The sequence below is a fragment of the Streptomyces sp. NPDC097595 genome, assembly GCF_044761525.1.
In the GTDB taxonomy this organism is placed as follows: domain Bacteria; phylum Actinomycetota; class Actinomycetes; order Streptomycetales; family Streptomycetaceae; genus Streptomyces; species Streptomyces drozdowiczii_A.
The window spans coordinates 290,864-297,786 of record NZ_JBIWCN010000007.1; the positions used below are offsets into that span (position 1 = coordinate 290,864).

Genomic DNA, 6,923 nt, shown 5'->3' on the forward strand with positions numbered 1-6,923 from the left:
ACCCGCTGACCCGGACCCCGCGAAGCCGCGGGCCGCTTGTACGAGAGTGGTCGTAATTTGACGGGCGTCGTACTACGGGATGTATCGTACTAGCGATCCTTCCGTACCCGGCGAAACGGAGTCCGTCGTGAGTGCCCTCTTCGAGCCCTACACCCTCAGGTCGCTTGTCGTGCCCAACCGGGTGTGGATGGCACCCATGTGCCAGTACAGCGCCGCGGTGGAGGGTCCGGAGACGGGCGTGCCGGGCGACTGGCACTTCGCCCACCTCGCCGCCCGCGCCACCGGCGGCACCGGCCTGATCCTCACCGAGGCCACGGCCGTCAGCCCCGAGGGCCGCATCAGCCCGGCCGACCTCGGCATCTGGAACGACACCCAGGCCGAGGCGTTCCGCCGGATCACCGAGTTCGTCAAGGCGCACGGCTCGGTGGTGGGCATCCAGCTCGCCCACGCCGGCCGCAAGGCGTCGACCGCCGCGCCCTGGACCGGTGGACGCCCCGTCGGCCCCGAGGAGCACGGCTGGACCCCGGTCGGCCCGAGCCCGCTGCCCTTCGACGAGGGCTACCCGGTCCCGCACGAGCTGACCACCGACGAGATCGCGCGCGTCGTGGACGACTTCCGCGAGGCCGCCCGCCGCTCCGTCGAGGCGGGCTTCCAGGTCGCCGAGGTGCACGGCGCCCACGGCTACCTCATCGGCCAGTTCCTCTCCCCGCACAGCAACCACCGCACCGACGAGTACGGCGGCAGTTTCGAGAACCGGGTGCGCCTGGCCCTTGAGGTGGTCGACGCCGTGCGCGAGGTGTGGCCCGAGGAGCTGCCGGTCTTCTTCCGCGTCTCCGCGACGGACTGGCTCACGGAGAACCCCGAGGACGAGCGCGAGGGCTGGACGGCCGACGAGACCGTGCGGCTCGCGGCGCTCCTGCGGGACCACGGTGTGGACCTGCTCGACGTCTCCACCGGCGGCAACGCGCCCCGCGCCCGAATCGCCACCGGCCCCGGCTACCAGGTGCCCTTCGCCGAGCGCGTGAAGCGGGAGACCTCGCTGCCCGTGGCGGCCGTCGGCCTCATCACGGACCCGCAGCACGCCGAGAAGATCCTCACCGAGGGCAGCGCGGACGCCGTCCTCCTCGGGCGCGAACTGCTGCGCAACCCCTCCTGGGCCCGGGAGGCCGCCCGTGCGCTGAACGGCACCGTGCACGCCCCCACCCCGTACGGCTACGCCATCTGACCTACCCTCAGGGCGTTCCCTTTCGCCCCCGGCCGCCCCCTTCGCACCCAAGGTGTGCGAAGGGGGCGGTCTGCGTGGACCCGCCGACCGGCTCGTACCGACCGTGCTTTCTATCGTTGAAAAATCCTCGCGCACGACTGTTGTTTTACGTTTGATGCTGTGGCTCAATGTTCGATTGTGTGCTGTGCCTCACAGGTTCGAGGCACTTGAGCTCTCTCGACAGGACGACGCCTTGAGACCACAAACGCCCCACCCCCGCGCTCTGTTCAGGACGGCGGCCTGCGCCGCCGCGCTGCTGATCCCCCTCGGTGCCACGCTCGTCCCGGCCGCCGCGGCCGCCCCCGCGAGCGCCGCCTCGACCACCTTCAAGGCCGGAAATCCGGCCACCGAGGTCCACGGGCTGAAGGGTGAGTACTTCAGCATGTCCGCGCCCGGCGCGCGGGACTTCGACAAGCTCGGCGGAGTCGCCCTCGACCCGAACATCAACTTCCCCGGTCTCACGGGCACGTTCGAGTCGACCACCGGCCAGACCGAGAACACGACGGCCCGCTGGACCGGCTTCCTCACCGCCCCCGAGGACGGTGACTACACCTTCTCCGCCAGTGGCGACAACGGCTTCCGGCTGTTCATCGACGGCAAGGCCGTCATCGACCACTGGGAGCCCGACTGGGACAACGAGCAGACCAGCAAGCCGATATCGCTGAAGGCCGGCGAGGCGCACGAGTTCAAGCTGGAGATGTTCCAGGACACCGGCGGCGCCAACATGTTCCTGCGCTGGTCCAGCGCGAAGCTGGCCAAGCAGGTCGTCCCGGAGTCCGCCTTCACCCCGCCCGCCGACTTCGAGGTCTACCCGGTCGGGCTGAGCGTCCCGGACAAGGGCACCGAGCTGCACGCCGTCTTCGACGAGAAGGTCAGCGACTACGCGGACCTGAAGAACCACCTCACCGTCGAGGCCGACACCACCCCGATGCCGGTCAAGTCCGTCACGGCCCGCGGCGGCAAGGAACTCGTCGTCAAGCTGGACGCGGCCGTCCTCAAGGGCCAGCGCGTCACGATCGCGTACGACGGCAAGGCCGGCCTGAAGTCGGGCGGCGAGACCGTCCCCGAGATCAACCGCACGGCCACCAACGACTCCACGCACCGCCTCACCACCAAGTGGGGCGACAAGGTCGACCGCAACCACCCGCTGCCCGAGTACCCCCGGCCGCAGCAGGTGCGCGACAAGTGGAAGAACCTCAACGGCCAGTGGGAGTTCGCCGGGGCCAAGGCGGGCGAGCAGCCCGTGTTCGGCAAGAAGCTCGGTGAGCGCATCACCGTGCCGTACCCGGTCGAGTCGCAGCTCTCCGGCCTGGAGCGCCACGAAGACCACATGTTCTACCGCAAGCTCGTCACCGTCCCGCAGAACTGGGCCGTCAAGGCCGACAAGCACGGCAAGAGCAACCGGCTGAAGCTCAACTTCGGTGCCGTCGACTACCAGGCAACCGTCTGGGTCAACGGCAAGAAGGTCGCCGAGCACACCGGCGGCTACACCGCCTTCACCGCCGACATCACCGACGCGATCAAGGGCAGCGGCCCGCAGGAGATCGTCGTCGGGGTCACCGACACCACCGGCGCCGACCAGCCCACCGGCAAGCAGTCGGCCAACCCGGGCGGCATCTTCTACACCGCCTCGTCCGGTATCTGGCAGACCGTCTGGATGGAGCCCGTCGCCCCGGCGGCCGTCGACTCCCTGACGACCACCCCGGACATCGACAAGGGCAACCTCGCCCTGACGGTCAACTCCGAGGACGCCTCGAAGTCCGCCACGGTCACCGCCGTGGCCCGGGACAAGAAGGGCAAGGTCGTCGGCAGGATCAGCGGCCCGGCCAACCGCGAGCTGAGCCTCCCGGTCGCCAAGCAGCACCTGTGGTCGCCCGACGACCCGTACCTGTACGACCTGGAGGTCACCCTCAAGGACGGCAGCTCCAAGGACACCGTCGACAGCTACTTCGGCATGCGCTCCGTCGGCATCGCCAACGTCGGCGGCTACCAGAAGATCGTCCTCAACGGGAAGCCGTTCTTCTCGCTCGCCCAGCTCGACCAGGGCTTCTACCCGGACGGTCTGAACACCGCGCCCAGTGACGACGCGCTGGTCTTCGACCTGAAGGCGCAGAAGGACCTCGGCTTCAACTCCGTGCGCAAGCACATCAAGGTCGAGCCCGCCCGCTGGTACTACCACGCGGACCAGCTCGGTCTGTTCGTGTGGCAGGACTTCGTCTCCGGCAATCTCACCAACGAGAGGGGCCACCAGGCCTTCATCGACCAGGGTGCCGAGGAGATGGAGCAGCTCCACAACTACCCCTCGATCGGTTCCTGGATCGTCTTCAACGAAGGCTGGGGCGAGTGGGACCGCACCGAGACCGGCAAGATCACCGAGAAGGTCCAGGCCGCCGACCCCTCCCGCATCGTCAACGCCCACAGCGGTGTCAACTGCTGCAACTCCAAGGGTGACTCGGGCAAGGGCGACATCATCGACCACCACGACTACAACAACACCGACCCGGCCTTCCCGGACGCCACCCGCGCCGCGATGGACGGCGAGCACGGCGGCTTCACCCTTCGGATGCCCGGCCACATGTGGCCCGGCGCCCCGACCGCGATCTACAGCGGTGTCGCCGACAAGGCCGCGCTGACCGCCAAGTACGTCGAGAACACCCGCAAGTACTACCTGGAAGCGGCCGGCGCCGAACTCTCCGGCTCCATCTACACCCAGGTGACCGACCTGGAGAACGAGCTCAACGGCCTCTGGACGTACGACCGCCGCGAGATCAAGGTGGACGCCGCCCAGGTCCGTAAGATCAACCAGGAGGTCATCGCCGCCGGCGCCGCGGCGGGCACCCGCACCCCCGTCAAGGGCGGCGGCTCCTGGTCGCTGGACGAGAACAAGGGCACCAAGGCCGCCGACAGCGGCCCGAACCACAAGGACCTCACCCTCTCCGAGGGCACGTCCTGGACCACCGGCGTGCACGGCTCGGCGCTGAAGTTCAACGGTGAGGGCCAGTACGCGGAGACCAGCGGCCCCGTGGTCGACACCACCGGCGACTACACCGTCTCGGCCTGGGCCTCCCTGGACGCCCTCCCGGGCAACTACGGCACCATCGTCAGCCAGGACGGCCGGCGCCAGGAGAACCCGTTCTACCTCCAGTACGGCCAGGGCGGGTTCGCCTTCTCCACGCCGGGCGCCCACCGGGCCCGCCTGGACATGAAGCCGGAGCTCGGCCACTGGTACCACGTGGTCGGCGTCCGCAGCGGTGACCAGATCAAGCTGTACGTGGACGGCAAGCTCGCCTCCACCGCCCCGGCCGGATCGGCCGACGTCAGCAGCGGAGCCCTGTCCGTGGGCCGCGCCAAGTGGTCGGGCGACAACACCGACTTCTGGAACGGCTCCGTGGACCAGGTCCAGGTGTACGACAAGGCGCTCACCGACCAGGAGGTGACCGCGCTCTACGACGGCGGGAAGGCGTAAGCACTCCCGCTCCCAGGACCGCTCCCGGCGGTGCGCGGCACGAGCCCGCACCGCCGGGAGCTTCCGGCTGCCCGCGAAAGACCTCTACGCGCTCTCCCGGACCACCAGCCGGTGCGGCACCACGATCCGGCGCGCCGCCAGCCCCGAGAGCCGCCCCAGCACGCGCTCGCTCAGACACTGCACCGCCCGCTCCGCGATCTGCGCCAGATCGGGCGACACCGTGGTCAGCGACGGCGTGGCGAACCGCCCGTCCTCGACGTCGTCGAAGCCCACCAACGCCAGGTCCCCGGGCACCCGCACCCCCCGCTCACCGGCCGCCCGCAGCGCCCCCAGGGCCAGTTCGTCGCTGAAGCAGAACACCGCGTCCGGGCGCTCCGGCAGATCCAGCAGCCCGCGCAGCGCCCGCGCTCCTTCCGCCCGGTGCAGGTCCGCCACCTCCACCTCGGCGACCGGGCTCAGCCCCGCCTCCGCGAGCCCCCGCCGGAAGCCCTCCGCCCGCAGCTCGGCCGTGCCGTGCCCCAGCGCGGACTGGAGCCCGACCGCGGCGACCCGCCGGCGGCCCGTCGCCACCAGATGCCGGGCGGCGTCCCGGGCCGCCGCCACGTTGTCCAGCGCCACGTGGTCGATGGACCCGTGCGGATCGAGTTCGCCGAGCACGACGAGCGGCAGGCCGCCCGCGAGCGAGGCCAGTTCGGCGGGGGGCGTCGACCACGGGCTGATGATCATCCCGTCCACCTGGTGCCCCTCGGAGCCGTCCAGCAGCCGCCGCTCCAGGTCCGCCCGGCCCCCCGTGCGCTCCACGAGCACCGTCCAGCTGCGCTCCTGGGCGGCGTCGATGAGGAGGCCCGTGAGCGCGCCGAAATAGGGGGAGTGGATCTCCGGGACGGCCACACCGATCAGGCCCGTGCGGCCCTGGCGGAGGTTGCGGGCGGCGAGGTTGGGCCGGTAGCCCAGCTCCGCCACCGCGGCGAGCACCCGGGCCCGGGTGTCGGGGGCGACGGCCGCCGCGTTGCTCACCACGTTGGAGACGGTCCTGACGGACACACCGGCGAGCGCGGCCACGTCCTTGAGTCTCGCTGCCACGTTCGGTGCTCCTGCTCTCTGCCGGGGGCCGTGCGCAGTGACCGTAACAGGTGGTGCGAGGTCGGCCCGTACAGACTCTTGCCACGTTGGTTGCAACGTTGCAATATGAGGGTGCTCCGAACGAAGGAAGGACCCTGTCATGACCGAGACCGCGACCACCACCGCCCCCTTCCCGCCCGCCGAGGACGCGGTGCGCGACCTGTACGGCCCCGGGATCACCGCCTGCCGCGGCGCGTTCGGCCCGGAGTGGGCGGACCGGATGCGCGAGGACATCGACGCGGCGTTCGCCGAGGCGCGCGGCCGGGAGGGCGGCGCGGTCGGCCGCGGACCGCACCGCTACTACGTGGAGATCCACCCGGAGCAGCTGCGGGGCTTCGTGGACCTGGTCGACCACCCCTGGGTGCGCGCGGTGAGCGAGGCGGTCCTCGGCCCCGATTACCGGATCGTGGAGCTGGGCTTCGACGTGCCGCTGGCCGGGGCGGTGAACCAGCCCTGGCACCGCGACTTCCCGATGCCGCAGGAGACCCGCCGCGACCGCCGGCTCACCTCGCTGGCGTTCAACCTCACGGCCGTCGACACCCGTGAGGACATGGGCCCGTTCGAGATCGCGCCGGGCACCCAGTGGGACGACGACGCCCGCTTCGGGCACGCGATGTTCCCGCGCCGCGAGGACTACCCGCGCTACGAGGCCCTGGCCGAGCGCAAGTTCCCGCAGCGCGGCGACATCTCGGCCCGGTCGGCCCTGACCGTCCACCGGGGCACGGCCAATCAGTCGCAGGACGCCCGCCCGGTCCTGGTGCTCGGGGTGGACGCCCCGGGCGCGGGGAACGACGGCCACCACGACATGGCGGTCACCCGGGGCTTCTGGGAGTCGCTGCCCGAGCGGGTCCGGGCGCACCTGGGCTGTCCGGTGGTGGATGAGCTCGCGCCGATCGTGCAGAAGCACACCATCGAGGGCCTGGTCATGGGCGACGCATGACGAAACCGGGGTGGGGGGGGCCCGCCCCCCCCCCCCCCCGCCGCCGCCCGCCGCCGGGGGGGGCGGGGCCCCCCCCCCCCCCCGGCGGGGGGGCGGGGTACTGGGCGGGGGTGGGGCAGGGCAGACCCCCC

The 6,923-nt window shown here is 71.1% G+C and carries 4 protein-coding genes; 3 read left to right on the forward strand and 1 reads right to left on the reverse strand.

Annotation, left to right across the window (positions count from 1 at the left end; all coding sequences use genetic code 11):
- Window positions 1–127 precede the first annotated feature (127 nt).
- Together ACIQZN_RS14170 and ACIQZN_RS14175 are read left to right on the forward strand one after the other, a co-directional pair.
- Window positions 128–1,225 (forward strand): NADH:flavin oxidoreductase/NADH oxidase, encoded by a 1,098-nt coding sequence (locus tag ACIQZN_RS14170; protein WP_403992232.1) that lies wholly within the window; start codon window positions 128–130, stop codon window positions 1,223–1,225.
- 232 nt (window positions 1,226–1,457) lie between these two features.
- The gene (locus ACIQZN_RS14175; protein ID WP_403992235.1) at window positions 1,458–4,730 is read left to right on the forward strand and encodes a LamG-like jellyroll fold domain-containing protein; all 3,273 of its coding nucleotides are present in this window, start codon (window positions 1,458–1,460) and stop codon (window positions 4,728–4,730) included.
- 84 nt (window positions 4,731–4,814) lie between these two features.
- Here ACIQZN_RS14175 and ACIQZN_RS14180 read toward each other — a convergent pair whose 3' ends face one another.
- Window positions 4,815–5,813: a LacI family DNA-binding transcriptional regulator gene (locus ACIQZN_RS14180; RefSeq protein WP_403992238.1), complete on the reverse strand. Its 999-nt coding sequence runs from the start codon at window positions 5,811–5,813 to the stop codon at window positions 4,815–4,817.
- A gap of 139 nt (window positions 5,814–5,952) precedes the next feature.
- Here ACIQZN_RS14180 and ACIQZN_RS14185 point away from each other — a divergent pair, with 139 nt between their 5' ends.
- Entirely contained in the window at window positions 5,953–6,792 is an 840-nt protein-coding gene (locus ACIQZN_RS14185; protein WP_403992241.1) for a phytanoyl-CoA dioxygenase family protein, read from the forward strand.
- Window positions 6,793–6,923: the final 131 nt, after the last annotated feature.